Here is a 14764-nt window from a genome sequence, read left to right on the forward strand (position 1 = left end):
GGCCTCATGAATTGCCAGCGGCCTGCAAACGCGCGATATAGCATATCATGAAATACTGGATCTCCGCTGCGCTCCTGATTGCCGCCTTGCCGGTTCCCGCCATGGCGCAGGACTATGGCAGCGACCAGGCGGCGGCCACCGAACTGCGAAACGCGATCCAGCGGCTGGCACGCCGCCCCACCGACAGCGATGCCCTGCTGGATGCCGGCAATGCGGCGCTGATGCTGCGCGATTATGATAGCGCGCTGGGTTTCTTCACCCGCGCCGAGGCGCTGCAGCCATCCAGTGGACGCGTGAAAGCGGGCCTGGCCAGTGCGCAATTGTACAGTGAAAACCCGGTCGAGGCGCTGCGCCTGTTCGATGAGGCGGTACGGCTGGGCATCAGCGAGCGATCCATCGCCGCAGACCGGGGGCTGGCCTATGATCTGGTCGGCAATAATTTTCTGGCGCAGGCACAATATGCGCTGGGTTCGTCCGCCGTTTCGACGGAGGAGTTGATTATTCGCCAGGCCGTCTCCTTCGGGCTTGCCGGCGATCAGAAACGCGCGGATGCCTTGCTGAACCCGCTCCTGACGCAGAACAAGCCCGGCGCGTGGCGCGCGCGGGCGTTCATTCTGGCCGGCAATGGCGATGTGGCGGAGGCGGTGCGCATCGTGCGCGGCTTCCTCGATGCGCGTTCCACATCGGCCATGCAGTCCTATCTCGAACGGATGAGCGCCTTGACCAAGGCGCAGCAGGCCGCCGTAATCCATTATGGCCATTTCCCAGCCGAGCAGCAGGTCGGGCGTGATAGCGACGCGGTGCGCGCCATCGCATCGCGCGGCCCGACACCGAGGGCAGGCACCCGTGGGCAGGATCGCGGGCTTATTCCATCCGGTGAGCCGCTTGGCCGCCGGACGCGTGCGAGCGCGGATCGCAGTGCGGGCGGGGCAAGCCGCGCGGCGAGCGAGCGGCAGACCCGGGCGTCGCGGCGTGCCGAAGCCAAGGCCCGCGCCGCAGCGCGCAACCAGCCAGCCGCGTCCGTTGCGCAGGGGCCCCAACCAAGTGCGGCTGCGCCAACCCCAACCCCAACGCCGACGGCATCGGCGCCGGTGCAGGTGGCGCAGGCGGAATTGCCCGCTGTCTCTGCTCCGGTGGCGCAAACCATGGTGGCGGGCACGGGCCTGCCGGATGACGCGGCGGTCGCATCCGTGCCGAATAGCGCAGCGAAGCGGATCGCCGCGGCGGATCCGGCACGGCCCGGCTTTGAGACGCTCGCACCATCGTCCGCTTCGGCGGCTCCAGAATCTCGGACAGCCGGGCTGCAGAATGAGGATCGACCGGCAGCAGACGCCGCCGTTCGGCCCACCGTCGTGGCCTCGATAGCCGACAGCGTCAGCAGCGCGCCGATGGTCGGACCCTCGGCCGATCTGGCCGCCACATCCGCTGCTGGCACCGATGGCGCTGCTGGCACCGCAGCCGCCGGGATGTCCAACGAGCCGGTGCCCAGCCTGGGTGCGATCGTGCGGTCGATCGATATTCCGCCGCAGGAGCAACAGGCCAATGTCTTCGCCGTCGATCTCGAGCGGCTAGAGCAGTATAAGAACGCCAAGCCGCTGGGCCCGGTCTCCGGCAAGGCTGCCGCATCGCCCTTTGCGCAAAAGCCGATGCCGAGCGGGGCGAAGCCACTGGGCGATGATGCGGTGAAGGCCGCTCCGGCCACGAAAAAGGCCGTGAAACCGGCGGCAAAACCGGACGCCAAACCCGCCGCCGATCCGCAGCCTGCGCGCAATTGGGTGCAGATCGCCACCGGCGGCAGCGATCTGATGAAGAATGAATATCGCCGCCTGTCTCGCGGCAAGACGGAGCTGTTCAAGGGCCGGAAGGGCTGGACGTCGCCGTTCAAGTCCAGCGCCCGTCTGCTGGTGGGGCCGTTCGACAGCATCGCGGCGGCGCGCGACTGGCTGGGCGATTTCGAAGAAGCGGGCGGGCAGGGGTTCGCCTGGAACAGCGACGACGGCACGGTCGTCACGCCGCTGCCCTGATCGCATGAGCCATGCCCCATTTGCCAGTGATCCGGCGCACAGCCGGGGGCGGCTGCATGCCGAGGAGGGCGGGCTCATGCGCGGCCCGCGCGATGTATTCCAGCGGGACCGGGACCGGATCATCCACTCCATCGCGTTCCGCCGTCTGCGCCACAAGACGCAGGTGTTCATCTCGCCCGATGGCGATCATTATCGCGTCCGCCTGACCCATAGCCTCGAAGTCGCCCAGATCGGCCGCACGATCGCGCGGGCGCTGGGGCTGAACGAGGATCTGACCGAAGCGCTGTGCTTGGCGCACGATATCGGCCATCCGCCCTTCGGCCATGCCGGGGAGGACGCGTTGGAGGAGGCGCTGTGCGCCCATGGCGGGTTCGATCATAATGCCCACACCATTCGCGTGCTGGCCGTCCTTGAATCGCCCTATCCGCGCTGGAACGGCCTCAATCTCAGCTGGGAATTGCTGGAAGGGCTGGCCAAGCATAACGGGCCGGTGGCCGATCCGCCCTGGGCCCTGGCGCAGATCAATGCCCGCTTCGATCTCGAACTGCCCCGCTGGGCATCGCTGGAAGCGCAGGTGGCCGCGATTGCCGACGACATCGCTTATGACAATCATGATATCGACGATGGGCTGCGCGCCGGCATCCTCACGATGGACCAGCTGCTCACGCTGCCGTTCATCGCCGAGCGCTGGGAGAATATTCGTAGCGAATTTTCCGATGTCGCGCCGGATCGGCTGGTGGCCGAACTGGTACGCCAGCAGATCGGCGCCATGGTGAACGACGTGATCGATCAGACGCGGGCCAATATCGCCGCTAGCGCAATTGCTGGCATCGCCGATGTGCGCGGCGCAGATCGGGCCATGGTCGCCTTTTCGCCGGAGATGCGGGAGCGGGAGCGCATGCTGAAGCGCTTCATGTACGCCAATGTCTATCATCATCCGGTACAGGTCGATGCGGCAGACGGCGCGCGGGTGATCGTGGCCGATCTGTTTGCGGCCTATCGCGATCGTCCAGCGCTGATGACCGGCGCCTGGCGCGCGGCGCTGCCGGACGAGGAGCCGGCACGCAGCCGGCACATTGCGGACTATCTGGCGGGCATGACCGATCGCTTTGCCGAAACGCAGCATGCGCAGATTTTTGGAGGCAAGGCGGCGGCGCGCGATTGACTCTGGCTCCGGCCTGCGTCAATTCAGTCGGCGCTGCCGCTTAAAGCGGGCGTCGATACGGGAGAGCATCGGGCTACCGCCCGGTCACCGAAGGAGCAACCGCCCCGGAATCTCTCAGGTCAGTCGGACCGTATCGAGGCATCAGGCACTCTGGAAAGCGGATGGCGCGTTTTGGCGCGCGATCCCACCGAAGGGGTAAGCGGGATGGGCCGAATGGCTGACCGCGAAAGCTCTCAGGTTCCCTGACAGAGGGGGCAGGCGATGAAACGGGAGCCTTTCCGTTGCGTCTGCAATTGACCCCCTGCCCATGAAGGAGCCGATGCGATGAGCGAAGATATGCCGGACCAGGACGAAGCGCAGCCAATCGAAACGCAGACGCTGCCGCTCGATGCGTGGCATCGCGCGCATGGTGGCCGGATGGTGCCTTTCGCGGGGTATCATATGCCGGTGCAGTTTGAAGGCATCATGGCCGAGCATCTGTGGACGCGTGAGCGCGCCGGCCTGTTCGACGTCAGCCATATGGGGCAGGTGCTGCTCACCGGCGCGGATGTGGCTGGGCCGCTGGAACAGCTGTTGCCGGGCGATCTGCACGGATTGAAGACCGATCGCATGCGCTATTCGTTGCTGCTGGCGGAAGATGGCGGCATTCTGGACGATCTGATGATCACGCGGCTGGCATCCACCGCGCCCTTCGGCATGGAAGATGAGGGGGGCGAGGCCTTTTACATGGTCGTCAACGGTGCCGTGAAATATGAGGATATTTCCTTCCTTCGCGAACATTTGCCGGACGAAGTGACGATCAACCATCTGGAAGATCATGCGCTGCTCGCCTTGCAGGGGCCGGGCGCGGGCGATGCGCTCGCGCAGCTGCTGAGCGGCACCGATGCGCTCTATTTCATGCAGGCCGGTGGTTTCGATTGGGACGGCGTGCCGCTGTGGATCAGCCGGTCCGGCTATACCGGTGAGGATGGTTTCGAGATCAGCCTGCCCGCGGCCGATGCCGAGCGTTTTGCAACCGCGCTGGTGGCGCTGGACGCGGTGAAGCCGGTGGGGCTTGGGGCGCGCGATTCGCTGCGGCTCGAGGCCGGGTTGCCGCTTTACGGGCATGACCTGACCGAACAGACCACGCCGATGGCAGGCGGTCTGGGCTTTGCCCTGTCCAAGCGGCGGCGCGAGGAAGGCGGCTTTCACGGTCATGAGCGCGTGCTCGGCGAACATCGCGATGGCCCGGTGACCCAGCGGGTCGGCCTGTTGATCGATGGACGCCAGCCCGTGCGCGAAGGCGCCGAGGTGGTGGACGAAGGCGGCCAGGCGATCGGCCGGATCACCAGCGGCGGCCATGCGCCCAGCCTGGGCCAGCCCATCGCGATGGCGACCGTGCCGGCGGCCTTCGCGGCCATCGGCCATCGCATCCACATCAGACAGCGCGGCAAAGATTTTACCGGCACCGTTGCGGCAATGCCATTTGTCCAGCAACGCTATCGCCGAGCATCGAAAGGGAGCTGAAATGAAACGCTATTTTACCGAAGACCATGAATGGATCGCCGTCGAAGGCGATGAAGGCACCGTCGGCATCACCGATTATGCGCAGGAACAGCTGGGCGATGTGGTGTTCGTGGAAGTGCCGGACAGCGGCGCGATGCTGAAAAAAGGCAATGATGCCGCCGTGGTCGAATCGGTAAAGGCCGCGTCCGACGTATATGCGCCGGTCAGCTGCGAAGTGCTGGAAGGCAATGACGCGCTGGGCGACGAGCCGGGCTTGGTCAATTCCGATCCCGAAGGCGAGGGCTGGTTTTTCAAGCTGCGGCTGGAAGACAAGGACGAGCTGGCCGAGCTGATGGATGAGGCCGCGTACAAGGAATATGTCGCAAGCCTTTGAACTTTAATCGCCTCCCGTGACGGGGCGGCAGGAGCAATACCCCCATGCGTTATCTCCCACAGACCGACGACAGCCGGCAGGCCATGCTGGAACGGATCGGCGTATCCTCGATCGACGATCTGTTCGTGGACGTGCCGGAGGAGGCACGGCTGGACGGGCCGATCCATGATCTGCCGATGCATGCCAGCGAGATGGCGGTGGAGCGGCATATGTCGCGCCTCGCCGCGCAGAACATGGCGGCGGGCGGCGTGCCCTTCTTTCTTGGGGCAGGCGCCTATCGCCATCATGTGCCCGCCAGCGTGGATCATCTGATCCAGCGCGGCGAGTTTCTGACGGCCTATACGCCCTATCAGCCGGAAATCGCGCAGGGCACGCTGCAGGTGTTGTTCGAGTTCCAGACCCAGGTTGCCCGGCTGCTGGGCACCGATGTCGCCAATGCCAGCATGTATGACGGATCGACCGCCTGCTGGGAGGCGATCACCATGGCGCGGCGCGTGACCAAGCGGGCCAAGGCGCTGATCAGCAGCGGCGTGCATCCGCACTACGTCTCGGTCTGCAAGACCATGGCGCGCTTCACCAAGGACGTGATCGATTATACCGCGCCCGAACTGACCGATGGCACCGACTGGGCCGCGCTGGCGGACAAGGTGGACGGCGATACCAACTGCGTGATCGTGCAATATCCCGATATTCTGGGCCGCATCGACGACATGACGGCGCTGGCCAAAAAATGCGCCGAGCACAAGGCGTTGCTGATCGCGGTGGTGACCGAGCCGGTGGCGATGGGCGCGGTGCGCTCTCCCGGCCAGATGGGCGCGGACATCGTGGTGGGCGAGGGGCAGTCGCTAGGCGTCGGCCTGCAGTTTGGCGGGCCCTATGTCGGGCTGTTCGGCTGCAAGCAGAAATATGTGCGCCAGATGCCGGGGCGTCTGTGCGGCGAGACGGTGGACGCGGACGGCAAGCGCGGGTTCGTGCTCACCCTTTCCACGCGCGAACAGCATATCCGCCGCGAAAAGGCGACGAGCAACATCTGCACCAATAGCGGTCTGTGCGCTCTGGCCTTTTCGATCCACATGACGCTGCTGGGCGAAAAGGGCATCCGCCAGATTGCTGCGATCAATCATGAGAAGGCGGTGATCTGCGCCAACCGTTTGGCCAAAATCGACGGTGTGCGAGTGGTGAACGACCTGTTTTTCAACGAGTTCACCATCGAACTTCCGGTCGATTCGCGCGATCTTGTGCGCGATCTGGCGGAGCAGAACATTCTCGCCGGCGTGTCGCTCAGCCGCCTGTACGCCGACGAGCCGGGCCTCTCCAAAGGCCTGCTGATCGCCGTCACCGAGATGGTGGAGCATGAGGATATCGAGGCGCTGGCGACCGCGCTTGAAGGAGCATTGGCATGAGCATGAACAAGCAGGGCCGCCAGACCCAGCCGCATGAAGGCGGCGCAAGCGATCCCCACCCCACCACCACCGGCAACCGCGCGCTGATGCTGGAAGAACCGCTGATCTTCGAGATCGGTGACAGCGAGCGTACCGGGGTGGACTGGCCCGCCGATTGCTGGGGCGAATCGCGCCTGGGCGATCTGGCGCGGCTGGAGCGGATCGATCTGCCCGGCCTGTCGGAGCCGGAAACCATCCGCCATTATACCCGGCTCAGCCGCCAGAATTACGGGATCGACCTGGGGCTGTTCCCGCTCGGCAGCTGCACCATGAAGCATAATCCACGGCTGAACGAGAAGATGGCGCGGCTGCCCGGCTTTGCCGATATCCACCCGCTGCAGCCGGTCGCCAGCGTGCAAGGCGCGCTCGGCGTGATTCATGAGCTGGCCCACTGGCTCAAGACGCTGACCGGCATGCCCGCCGTGGCCATGAGCCCCAAGGCCGGGGCGCATGGCGAGCTGTGCGGCATCCTGGCGATCCGCGCGGCGCTGGAAAAGCGCGGCGATGCGCGGCAGGTGGTGCTGGTGCCCGAAAGCGCGCACGGCACCAACCCCGCCACCGCCGCCTTTGCCGGCTATGCGGTCGAGGATATTCCGGCGACCAGCGAAGGTCGCGTCGATTTCGACGCGCTGCAGAAGCGGCTCGGCCCCGATGTGGCGGGCGTGATGATCACCAATCCCAACACCTGCGGCCTGTTCGAGCGGGACATGAAACGCATTTCCGATGCGGTGCATGAAGCAGGTGGTTTCGTCTATTGCGACGGCGCGAATTTCAACGCCATTGTCGGGCGCGTGCGGCCGGGCGATCTGGGCATCGATGCGATGCACCTCAATCTGCACAAGACCTTTTCCACGCCCCATGGCGGCGGCGGTCCCGGCTCCGGCCCGGTGGTGTTTTCCGAAGCGCTGGCCCCGTTCGCGCCGCTACCCTTCGTGGAAAAGACCGGCGAGGGCAGCTTCCGGCTGGTCGAGGAAGAAACCGCCGAGGACCATCATGGCGACAGCTTCGGCCGGATGACCGCGTTTCATGGGCAGATGGGCATGTTCACCCGTGCGCTCACCTATATCATGAGCCACGGCGCGGACGGGCTGCGGCAGGTGAGCGAGGATGCCGTGCTCAACGCCAATTATATCCTGCGCTCGATGGAAGATTTGCTCGAAGCGCCCTTCGCGCCCAGCGGCCCGTGCATGCATGAGGCGCTGTTCAGCGACAAGGGCGTGGCCGACGGCTTTTCCACCGTCGACATTGCCAAGGGCCTGATCGACGAGGGTTTCCACCCGATGACCATGTATTTCCCGCTGGTGGTGCATGGCGCGATGCTGGTCGAGCCGACCGAGACCGAGAGCAAGGCGGATATAGACCAGTTCATCGCCGCGTTCCGATCGGTGGTGGAGCGGGCCAAGGCGGGTGACGAAAGTCTGCACGGCGCGCCCTATCATGCGCCCCGCAGCCGGCTGGACGAGACCGCGGCCGCGCGCAAACCCATGCTGGTCTATCAGGAACCGGCGCAGGCCGAGGCGGCGGAATAAGGCCGATGGGCTGGGATACGGTTTTTTCGATCACCAATATCCTGGCCCTGGGCGGCTGGTTGCTGCTGATATTCGCGCCGCGAAAGCCGCTCGTTTTTTCGGCCATCACCTATGTCGGCGTCGGCCTATTGTGCCTGATCTATGTGATCGGCTTTGCCGGGCTACTGGCAGGGTTCATCGATGGTGGTGGTCCATCGCCGCCGCTGACCGACTATAGCGTTGCGGGCCTGCAGGCCGCCATGTTCGCCAATCCCGGCGGCACGGTGATTGGCTGGACGCATTATCTTGCCTTCGATCTGTTCATCGGCATGTGGATTGCGCGCGATGCGGACGCCAAGGGCTTTTCGCGCATCTGGCAGGCACCCGTCCTGTTTCTGACTTTCATGGCAGGTCCGCTTGGTCTGCTGATCTGGCTGACGCTGCGCGAGCCCGCCGCCCGCCGCGCCCAGCCGCGCAGCAAGGCATGAGCGACGGCCCCGCGCCATGGACGCCGGAGGCCATTTCGCCGGATGGAACGCCGCCGGAACCGGGCGAGGCACAAGCCAAGCTCCACGCGCCGGCCACGCTGCGCAATCGTGCCGCCATCGCCGATATATTGCGGCTATGGTTGCCCGATCGCGGCACGGTGCTGGAAGTCGCCAGCGGATCGGGCGAGCATATCGTCTATTTCGCCAGCAGCTTTCCGGCGCTGCGCTGGCAGCCGAGCGATGCCGATAGCGATGCCCAGCGCTCGATTGCGGCGTGGACCGGGGAGGCCCATCTGTCCAATGTCGAGCCGCCCGTCGCGCTCGATGCAGCAGCGCCCGATTGGGATGTGGTGCTGGCCGATGCGGTGCTTTGCATCAACATGGTGCATATCAGCCCCTGGGCGGCGACCGAGGGGCTGTTCGCCGGTGCCGCTGGCCTGTTGCCGTCTGGCGCGCCGCTGATCCTCTACGGGCCGTTCATCGACCCCGCTGTGCCGACAAGCCAAAGCAATCTGGCGTTCGATGCGTCGCTGAAGGGCCGGAACCGGGATTGGGGGCTGCGCAGCCTGACAGACATGGCCCAGCTGGCCGATCGGAACGGCTTTCACATGGCCGATCGGCAGGTGATGCCTGCCAACAATCTGATGCTGCGTTTCGTGCGCGGTGATGCCGCGCGCTAACGGCAAGGGGGCGGGCAGGGGGCCTGTCCTACACCGATCCTTGGCCATATGGTCCACGCATGGTTCGGTGGCATATCTGGCAGACCCGCCCGCTCATTTCATCGCTGATACAAAACGGTTCGACCGAATTGCGCGCAAACGGGGTGTGCCGAGTGCGAACTTCCAGCCCGGCCTTGGCGCGCTTAACGGACCGGTGGACGAATCGCCGCGGCGCGTCTGGACAGGCGGTGCTCGCGGAAAACGATATACAGCCCGCTGGCGATAATCACCGGCGCGCCGACATAAGTCGCCGTCGCGGGCAGATCGCCGAACAGCCAGAAGCCGTAGAGCGCGGACCAGATGAGCGAGCTATAGTCCATCGGCAGCACCACGGCGACGGGGGCCAGCCGCAGCGCGCCCGTCAGGCAGAACTGCCCGATCGCGCCCAGCAGACCGATCGCTGCGATGATGCCCCATGTCGCCGGATCGTGCATCTGCCCGACAAAGGCCATGGCAATGGCGAGCGGCAGCATGGAAGTGAGGCTGAACCAGAAGACGATGGTGAGCGTCGCCTCGGACTTGCCCAGTTCGCGCACCTGGATGGTGACCGCCGCCGTCATCAGCGCGCCGATCACGCCCACGATCACGCCCATGGTCGGCAAATCGCCGCCACCCGGCTGCACCACGATCAGGACGCCGATGAAGCCGACGATCACCGCGCCCCAGCGATGCCAGCCGGTCGGTTCTTTCAAGATCAGCGCGGCGAGCACCGTGGTCAGGATCGGCACCGCGAAGAAGATCGTCGTGGCCTCGGCCAGCGGCAGCAGTGTCATGGTCCAGAAGTTCAGCGTCATCGCGCTGATACCCAGCAGCATGCGCAGCCCATGACCAAAGGGCCGGTAACTTTTGAGGCTGCTCCATTTGCCGCTGCGTGCCAGCAGCAGGGCGATGACGGGCAGGGCGGCCAGTTGCCGGTAGAACACGCTCTCGAGAATATGGACGCCGCGCGTCTGCGCCAGCTTTACCAGCGCCAGCATGAGCGAGATCGCGGCCATCGACAGCAGGCGCAGCAGCGCGCCGGGCAGCGCGCGCTGCTCCAGACCGCCGCTGGATGCGGGCGCGATAGTGGGGGCGGCAGGATCCATCATGCGGCCCTAGCTGCACCTAGCGCGCGATCAAGCCTTGAAACCGCACGTGGTTGCCGCATCTGCATAAGCCATGGATGTATTGCTATGGAATCCCTGGGTCCCGGTGGCCATAGGCGCGCTGGCCGTGCTGCTGGTCTCCGTCATCGGCGATCATCGCCAGCGCAAGCGGCGCAACCTGGATCGGCCAGGCTTCATGCCATGGCCATTTCTCACCGTCATGGGCGGCATCATTTTTCTGTTCTCGACCGCGCTGGCCATCCAGCTGGGCTGAGGCAAGGCTTAGAGGCAGGCTTCCAGATAGGGCTGGTCAAACCCGAACTGCTTGGCCTTTTCAAGCGTGTAGGGCCGCAGGCCGGAGCTGGCATATTCGCCCATGATGTTGCCGTCGGTGTCCTCGTCCAGATAGTTGAACTTGAACAGATCCTGGGTCACGATGACATCGCCCTCCATGCCGATCACTTCCGTGATCTGTGTGGTCCGGCGCGAGCCGTCACGCAGGCGTTTGACCTGGACCACCAGATCGATCGATTCGGCGATCTGACGGCTGATGGCTTCCTTGGGTATCTTGATGTCGCCCATCAGGATCATGTTTTCCATGCGGGCCAGGCATTCGCGCGGGCTGTTGGCGTGGAGCGTACACATGGACCCGTCATGGCCGGTGTTCATCGCGGCCAGCAGATCGAAACATTCCGCGCCACGGATTTCGCCCAGGATGATCCTGTCGGGCCGCATGCGCAGGGCGTTCTTCACCAGATCGCCGATGGTGATCGCGCCATCGCCTTCCAAATTGGGTGGGCGGGTTTCCAGCGGCAGCCAGTGCGGTTGCTGCAGGCGAAGCTCGGCAGCATCCTCGATCGTCAGAACGCGCTCGCCAGGATCGATCATCTTGGACATGGCGTTGAGCATGGTTGTCTTACCGGAACCGGTACCGCCCGAGATGATGACATTCATCCGGCTTGCGCCGGCGATTTTGAGCGCCGTGCACATCTTCTCGTTCATCGAGCCAAAGCCCTTGAGCATGTCGAGCGTGATCGGCTTTTCGGAGAATTTACGGATGGACATCGCCGTGCCGCGCAGGCTCAGCGGCGGCACGATCACATTGACACGCGATCCGTCCTTCAATCGGGCATCGGCCAGCGGTGTGGTCTGGTCGACGCGCCGGCCAACCTGGTTCACGATGCGCTGCGCGATCTGGAACAGATGCTCTTCGTCGCGAAACTGGGTCGGGGCGAGCATCAGCTTGCCCTTTTTTTCGATATAGGTCTGGTAGGGCCCGTTCACCATGATGTCCGAGACGTCCGGATCGGCCAGCAGCTCTTCCAGCGGGCCGAAGCCCAGCAGCTCGTCGACGAGCACCTTTTCCAGCGCGAACTGCTCCCGCCGGTTGAGCGTGAGTTTCAGTTCGGCGAGCACCTCCATGATGATCGGCCGGAATTCCTCCGTCAGCTCTTCCTTGTTGAGCGTGGAGGCCGCTTCCGGATCGACACGCTCCAGCAGGCGCGGGAGCACCTGCTCCTTGATCTTGTGTACGGAGGCCTCGAACCCCTCGCTACGGACGCCGGTTTCGTTGACGCTATTGGCCCGCTCGCTGAGCCGGTTCATGGCATCGCTGGGTGCAGAGGGCGGCGCATTCGGTACGTCCAGCGTGTCGATCGGCGGGAACTGTTCCCCGCCGGGCGGCGGCGGATTGGCCGTTTTCGCGTCATGTTTGACTGGCGACGTGCCGCCCGTCATCGGGCGTGCCACGCCAAAGCTTGGCCGACCGCCGCCGGAATTGTTTCGTTTGCCGAAAGCGCTCATCGATCAAGACCCGGTTGGTGCATCATGAGTGGCAGGGGCTATCGCAAAAGGGTGAACAAATCGGAAAGCATGATGGCTGCAATGGTTCGGCGCGGGTAGGGACGCTGCATGGCTCCATCATCTTCATCGCTGCTGCCGGACGACCATCGCAAGGGCATGCTTCTGGCGCTTTGTGGCTTTGCCATGCTCTCCGCAGGGGATGGCATCATCAAGTCCATCGCCGGGGAGTGGCCGGGTACTGCCGTGGCGGCGCTGCGCTACAGTTTCGGCGCTGTCGGGCTGGCGACCTTTCTGCTGCTCAAGGAAGGCCCGGCGGGGTTCCGCCTTCCGATGTGGCGAACGCAGCTGGCGCGCGGCTTTTTCGTTGCGCTCGCCACGCTATGTTTCTTTTCGGCCATTTTTCTGATGCCGCTGGCGGAAGCCACCGCCATTCAGTTCACCAGCCCGATGCTGACCGGAATCCTGTCGGCGATCCTCCTCAAGGAACGGGCGTCGCGACGGATATGGATTGCCACGCTACTGGCCTTTGCGGGCGTGCTGGTGGTGCTTCGCCCGAATGTCGCGCTGCTCGGCTGGGCGGCCCTCCTCCCGCTTGCCGCCGCCCTTGGCATGGCCTTTCTGATGATATTCAATCGCGCGGTCTCCGACGCAGGATCCGGCCTCCTGATGCAGGTCCTTGTCGCCAGCATCGCCGCGCCTATTCTCATTATTGCCGCAGCCATCGGTCATCTCAGCGGGTTCGAACCTCTGCACATCGACTGGCCACATTGGAGCGTCATCGCACGATGTGCCTTAGTGGCCATCACCGCCAGCAGCGCCCACTGGGTCGTCTACACCGCCACCACCCGCGCCTCGGCCGCCACGATAGCGCCGATGGTCTATGTGCAACTGATCGTGGCCCTGTCGATCGGCATGTTCTTCTACGGGGATTTTCCGGATCTCGTATCGATTGGCGGGTCAGTGCTGATCGTGGCCGCCGGCTTGTGGTTGTGGCGGCAGCGGCAAGTAGACCCCGGAAACAAGGTAATCGATGTCAAGGGTGCGCCCGATTAGCTAGCTACTTTCTTACCAATTGAATAATTAGTAGGGGACTTAGCAAGGTCACGGCGTACATTGATTCTATATCGTCGGTCAGGGCGCCCATGTTCGCCAACGATGACGTAATCGCGAGCAATTGCGTCATCGAGAAGCTTTCGGTTAGTTTTGTCAACCAGAGGCGTGAAGGCGGCACTGGCTGTCAGAACAACTCCCGGCCTGGCCGCTATGAGACGACGCATTTCCGCATGGGTATCTACACCTACCGCATTCCGTTCTGTTGCGTCAGTCAGATGGAAAGGAAACATCATACGCCAGGGTGCGTGGGCACCTGTCTCTAGATACAGTATCATTGGGGCATCATCAATATACAGGGTCGCGCCCGAGTTTGTATACAGCTCAACCTGGTCCGCCATTTGGCGAACCATCGCGCGGTTCTCCACCTTCGGCATGATTCTGAGATGCGCCACAAAAAGTGCCCAACCAATTAACGCCACGAATATGACAGGCCCGGTATATTTGCGATCGAACAGTTTGGGTAGGATAATGCAGATCGGCACGAGTAGGGGAAGTGCGTAATGATCAAAAAAATTACCGATCATAGCGAAACCGACGAGTGCTGAAACCAGCCAGCCGGTCAAAAAGTCTTTGAAGTTTTTACTCTCGTTTGATTTGGTCATAAAAAGCAGAGCGACCGGGAGTACCACGAGTAGCGGGATGCAGATAAAAGAAAGAGTGCGAAGATTTGCTTGAACAGCGACGTCTGGTTGAGATAACCGGTCAAATATGGATATAAAGTTGGCATACACAAATATGTCGAAGCCACCAATCGCAGCGAAGTAAGCGAGGGCTAGGACGGTTGGCATTAGTGCTATCCCTACCATGAGGCTGGCGCGCAGCGTAAGCATTCGAAAGCTCGTACCTAATTTGCGTTCATGCCATAACAGTAGCAGGCCGAAGAATATGCCCTCGGCAACCGACGTGTATTTGAGTTGCAAGATAATTCCGCAAATAGTCATTGAACCGACACCCCAACGGTGCCGAAGTCTTGCAGATGGACTTTCGAGCGATTTCAACACCATGAGGCCAGCGATTGCAGTCAGGCAGTTATAGAAAACCGGTGATTGCCCGCCAGCACCGCCCAACGCTGACAGCCAAGCAGCATACACGACTGCAGCTGCTAAAGCCGCTAAATCATGCGAATATCGACGACTTATTAAAAATATAGACCAGCAGGTTGCGAGCACGAAGCATGCAGCAACAATCTGATATTCGGTATAGCCAGTGCCGCCGAGCAGCCGAATTCCAGCAAAGAGCAAGAACAAGCCGATGGGTTTGCGATCCCAGATGTCTATATAGGGAAGCTGTCCGTGAAGCATACGATCGCCAACCAGCAAATAAAACTGCTCGTCGACATGAATTTCAGGGTAGCCGATATAGGGCGCCCTGAGAAGAATGACGAAGCCCGTCAATGCCAAGGCCAGTTTAATGTCGGTCGACAGGACTGACCTGCCAAACGTTACTGTCGACATCGTGCGGGCACGCGTTAGATCCATACTTGGATCGCGCCTATGGTGCCGTAGCGCGGGAATATGACGAGCATAGCAATGCGTCTC

The 14764-nt window shown here is 63.0% G+C and carries 13 protein-coding genes and 1 riboswitch; of the genes, 10 read left to right on the plus strand and 3 right to left on the minus strand.

All coding sequences use genetic code 11. The features are described 5' to 3' along the window. Window positions 1-47: 47 nt before the first annotated feature. The 8 genes from G410_RS0102350 (at window position 48) to G410_RS0102385 (ending at window position 9186) form a co-directional block, all read left to right on the plus strand. The gene (locus G410_RS0102350) at window positions 48-2024 is read left to right on the plus strand and encodes a tetratricopeptide repeat protein (protein WP_022672056.1); all 1977 of its coding nucleotides are present in this window, start codon (window positions 48-50) and stop codon (window positions 2022-2024) included. 4 nt (window positions 2025-2028) lie between these two features. Continuing rightward, window positions 2029-3189: a deoxyguanosinetriphosphate triphosphohydrolase gene (locus G410_RS0102355; protein WP_022672057.1), complete on the plus strand. Its 1161-nt coding sequence runs from the start codon at window positions 2029-2031 to the stop codon at window positions 3187-3189. Between the two features lie 48 nt (window positions 3190-3237). Then, window positions 3238-3330, plus strand: a riboswitch (glycine riboswitch). Between the two features lie 183 nt (window positions 3331-3513). Then, window positions 3514-4695, plus strand: coding sequence for a glycine cleavage system aminomethyltransferase GcvT (gcvT, locus tag G410_RS0102360; RefSeq protein ID WP_022672058.1), 1182 nt, complete (start codon window positions 3514-3516; stop codon window positions 4693-4695). Between the two features lies 1 nt (window position 4696). Beyond that, entirely contained in the window at window positions 4697-5068 is a 372-nt protein-coding gene (gcvH, locus tag G410_RS0102365) for a glycine cleavage system protein GcvH (RefSeq protein WP_022672059.1), read from the plus strand. 44 nt (window positions 5069-5112) lie between these two features. Further along, window positions 5113-6471 (plus strand): aminomethyl-transferring glycine dehydrogenase subunit GcvPA, encoded by a 1359-nt coding sequence (gcvPA, locus tag G410_RS0102370; RefSeq protein WP_022672060.1) that lies wholly within the window; start codon window positions 5113-5115, stop codon window positions 6469-6471. Then, window positions 6468-8039 carry an aminomethyl-transferring glycine dehydrogenase subunit GcvPB gene (gene gcvPB, locus G410_RS0102375; RefSeq protein WP_022672061.1) on the plus strand — a complete coding sequence of 524 codons (1572 nt, stop codon included), beginning with the start codon at window positions 6468-6470 and terminating at the stop codon, window positions 8037-8039. The genes gcvPA and gcvPB overlap by 4 nt, the downstream gene beginning before the upstream one ends. Window positions 8040-8044: 5 nt before the next feature. After that, window positions 8045-8506 carry an ABA4-like family protein gene (locus G410_RS0102380; protein WP_022672062.1) on the plus strand — a complete coding sequence of 154 codons (462 nt, stop codon included), beginning with the start codon at window positions 8045-8047 and terminating at the stop codon, window positions 8504-8506. Next, window positions 8503-9186 carry a DUF938 domain-containing protein gene (locus G410_RS0102385; RefSeq protein ID WP_022672063.1) on the plus strand — a complete coding sequence of 228 codons (684 nt, stop codon included), beginning with the start codon at window positions 8503-8505 and terminating at the stop codon, window positions 9184-9186. Before G410_RS0102380 ends, G410_RS0102385 begins: the two co-directional genes overlap by 4 nt. Before the next feature lie 182 nt (window positions 9187-9368). Here G410_RS0102385 and G410_RS0102390 read toward each other — a convergent pair whose 3' ends face one another. Then, a complete protein-coding gene (locus tag G410_RS0102390) occupies window positions 9369-10313 on the minus strand; it encodes a DMT family transporter (RefSeq protein WP_022672064.1) in 945 nt (314 codons plus the stop codon). Window positions 10314-10383: 70 nt separating this feature from the next. Here G410_RS0102390 and G410_RS0102395 point away from each other — a divergent pair, with 70 nt between their 5' ends. Continuing rightward, on the plus strand, window positions 10384-10584 hold the full coding sequence (locus tag G410_RS0102395) for a hypothetical protein (protein WP_022672065.1): 201 nt from the start codon (window positions 10384-10386) through the stop codon (window positions 10582-10584). A gap of 8 nt (window positions 10585-10592) precedes the next feature. Here G410_RS0102395 and G410_RS0102400 read toward each other — a convergent pair whose 3' ends face one another. After that, complete coding sequence (locus G410_RS0102400; RefSeq protein WP_022672066.1) at window positions 10593-12113, minus strand: TadA family conjugal transfer-associated ATPase; 1521 nt, start codon at window positions 12111-12113, stop codon at window positions 10593-10595. A 108-nt stretch (window positions 12114-12221) separates the two neighbouring features. Between G410_RS0102400 and G410_RS15270 the strand changes: the two genes are divergently transcribed. Continuing rightward, on the plus strand, window positions 12222-13166 hold the full coding sequence (locus tag G410_RS15270; RefSeq protein ID WP_022672067.1) for a DMT family transporter: 945 nt from the start codon (window positions 12222-12224) through the stop codon (window positions 13164-13166). Here the strand turns inward: G410_RS15270 and G410_RS15275 are convergent. Further along, window positions 13163-14704 carry a glycosyltransferase family 39 protein gene (locus G410_RS15275; protein WP_022672068.1) on the minus strand — a complete coding sequence of 514 codons (1542 nt, stop codon included), beginning with the start codon at window positions 14702-14704 and terminating at the stop codon, window positions 13163-13165. The two genes, G410_RS15270 and G410_RS15275, sit on opposite strands and share 4 nt — an antisense overlap. Window positions 14705-14764: the final 60 nt, after the last annotated feature.

The organism is Novosphingopyxis baekryungensis DSM 16222 (assembly GCF_000420305.1).
GTDB lineage: Bacteria > Pseudomonadota > Alphaproteobacteria > Sphingomonadales > Sphingomonadaceae > Novosphingopyxis > Novosphingopyxis baekryungensis.

Excerpts from the sequence above, each read along its gene's own strand:
- G410_RS0102350 (WP_022672056.1), top strand. The coding sequence starts at position 48 with ATGAAATACTGGATCTCCGCTGCGCTCCTGATTGCCGCCTTGCCGGTT.
- G410_RS0102355 (WP_022672057.1), top strand. The coding sequence starts at position 2,029 with ATGAGCCATGCCCCATTTGCCAGTGATCCGGCGCACAGCCGGGGGCGG.
- gcvT (WP_022672058.1), top strand. The coding sequence starts at position 3,514 with ATGAGCGAAGATATGCCGGACCAGGACGAAGCGCAGCCAATCGAAACG.
- gcvH (WP_022672059.1), top strand. The coding sequence starts at position 4,697 with ATGAAACGCTATTTTACCGAAGACCATGAATGGATCGCCGTCGAAGGC.
- gcvPA (WP_022672060.1), top strand. The coding sequence starts at position 5,113 with ATGCGTTATCTCCCACAGACCGACGACAGCCGGCAGGCCATGCTGGAA.
- gcvPB (WP_022672061.1), top strand. The coding sequence starts at position 6,468 with ATGAGCATGAACAAGCAGGGCCGCCAGACCCAGCCGCATGAAGGCGGC.
- G410_RS0102380 (WP_022672062.1), top strand. The coding sequence starts at position 8,045 with ATGGGCTGGGATACGGTTTTTTCGATCACCAATATCCTGGCCCTGGGC.
- G410_RS0102385 (WP_022672063.1), top strand. The coding sequence starts at position 8,503 with ATGAGCGACGGCCCCGCGCCATGGACGCCGGAGGCCATTTCGCCGGAT.
- G410_RS0102390 (WP_022672064.1), bottom strand. The coding sequence starts at position 10,313 with ATGATGGATCCTGCCGCCCCCACTATCGCGCCCGCATCCAGCGGCGGT.
- G410_RS0102395 (WP_022672065.1), top strand. The coding sequence starts at position 10,384 with ATGGATGTATTGCTATGGAATCCCTGGGTCCCGGTGGCCATAGGCGCG.
- G410_RS0102400 (WP_022672066.1), bottom strand. The coding sequence starts at position 12,113 with ATGAGCGCTTTCGGCAAACGAAACAATTCCGGCGGCGGTCGGCCAAGC.
- G410_RS15270 (WP_022672067.1), top strand. The coding sequence starts at position 12,222 with ATGGCTCCATCATCTTCATCGCTGCTGCCGGACGACCATCGCAAGGGC.
- G410_RS15275 (WP_022672068.1), bottom strand. The coding sequence starts at position 14,704 with ATGGATCTAACGCGTGCCCGCACGATGTCGACAGTAACGTTTGGCAGG.